Origin of the sequence: Thomasclavelia sp., assembly GCF_047249845.1 — a bacterium.
Taxonomy (GTDB): domain Bacteria; phylum Bacillota_I; class Bacilli_A; order Erysipelotrichales; family Coprobacillaceae; genus Thomasclavelia.
Genome location: NZ_JBKTWO010000143.1, coordinates 1 through 2081, shown reverse-complemented (window position 1 = coordinate 2081; position 2081 = coordinate 1). Strand labels below are relative to the sequence as shown.

Sequence of the window (2081 nt, the reverse complement as noted above, 5' to 3'; positions counted from 1 at the left end):
GGTCAGATGGGAAAAAGTGGTGCTGTTGATATTGATAAAGTTGGACCTGGAAATGCCTTAGAAGGATTATTAAATGGAACAGTTGGTGTCCTTGATGTCTTTGGCTCATATGCAGATAATTGTTTAGTTAAAGGTATTGAAAATGGATTTACGATAAAAAGTCTAGGTGCTAAAGAATACTTTGAATCAACAGGGTCTGATTACGATGGTGAAGCAATTGAAGTTGCTGGAGGTTTTGTTGGAAATGGAGATTTAGCAAGAATAAGTGCTTCTAATGTAGAATCATTAAGACAAGTATCTAGTGGACAAATTGCTGGTGGATTTATCGGACGCTCAAGTTTTGAATATTTAACTAAGATTCAAGCAAATAGTAAATTAATAAATTTTGTATTGGATATAGTAAATCATTTAATTAAAAAATTATATCTTGGTAAATTGCAAGAAGGGGATATTTTAGTAATTAATCTTGGAATAATAGAATTAGATGCCTTATATGATGGAAATACTTTATCGTTAGATTTATTAGGTTTAAAAATCTCAGTTGCATTAAGTAAATCTGATAATGGACAAACTGATGTTGCAATTGTTCAAATTGGTGATTCAGAAATTAAATTACCATGTGATGAAAATGGTTTTAAAGGTGATCAAACAACTAATATTGAAGTAAATTTAATAAAAGCTAATAGAACGCGAGTAAAGAATTCTTCTGTTGAAGGTATTGATATTGGTTATGATGTATTTGCAGGTGGTGCAACTAATAAAAAAGATGGAACTGATATTAATGGTTATGCTGGAGGATTTGTTGGATTAAATCACGAAGGTTTGTTAGATAATAATAAAATGATAAAAGCAGATACCATTAGAGGAACTGCTAATAAGATTGGAGAATTTTCTGGTACAACTACTTTAGAGTCAAGTTATGACTTTAACACCGTATATGGTATTGAAGGAAATCATAATACATATCAAGTATATCGTTTATTTGATAATGATAATTTAACAAAAATATGTATCGGTACTGAAGGAAATAAAATCTTAGTTAGCTCTTCAACAGATGTAGAAATAAGTGGTACTAATTATTATTTATATAATGTTGTTCATTTAAATGCTAATAGTGCTGGAGCACCTTCACTTGATGGTCATAATAATTGGAAAAATGCATATCAGACTGCTGAAAATGAATCAGTAAGAATACCGTTAAAAGTATATGTTTCTGAAGCTCAGGCAGATTTAATGTTAGGAACGCCAACAGGTGAAGTTGTAACTGATCCACCTAAAGAAGATGATTTAGCTCAAGATCCTTGTAGCCAAGATGCATTTATCACAATTCAAAAAAGATGGATTGATGATAATAATGCAAGTGGTGATAGAGAGGGAAGTATATCAGTCACAATAATTCAGACAAAAGAGGATGGTAGTGCAATAAATATAGATATTTCTATGGATAGTAGTATGGCTCATTCTGATGAAAATTCATGGTCGATAGTAAAAAAATTACCAATGTACTATGAAAAAGATGATGGAACTTTTGGAAAATATACATATGAAGTAGTTGAAAATCCAATAAATGGTTATTTAACAATCTACGATCAAAGTAAAGATGGATACACATTCTATATTACAAATTATCGAACAACAGCTATTATGAATGGTGATTCTGTAGTAATTGACTATGGATTACCGGTAACGGTAGATGTGCTAGCTAATGACCGTGTTAATAGTGATACAGAAATCAATGGTAAATTAGTGGGAGTTGCTAAAATTAATCGTGACGGCGAAACTGATGGTGTAAACTTAGATGAAAACAGTGTAACTGAAGAACAAAATATGTCTACCGAATATCAAGGTAATTATGGTAAGGCAGAAACCCTTGATACTAACAGTGATGGAAAAAAAGAAAGTATTAGATATTCACCAACTAATATGAATATGGATAGTTTTGAAAAATTGCTTTATGAAGTGCATGTTGATGGAAAAACTAAAAATAATCAAAACTACGTTTATAGTACTCTTGATGTAATTCCAGCAACAGAAATTTATTATGAAGATGAATTTAAAACGGTTGAATATCATAATGGTAC

The 2081-nt window shown here is 30.7% G+C and carries 1 protein-coding gene; it reads left to right on the top strand.

The window, feature by feature from the left end:
- Window positions 1-2081: Cna B-type domain-containing protein (locus ACLR9T_RS14105; RefSeq protein WP_413110110.1), on the top strand; the 2081-nt coding region annotated here is incomplete at both ends.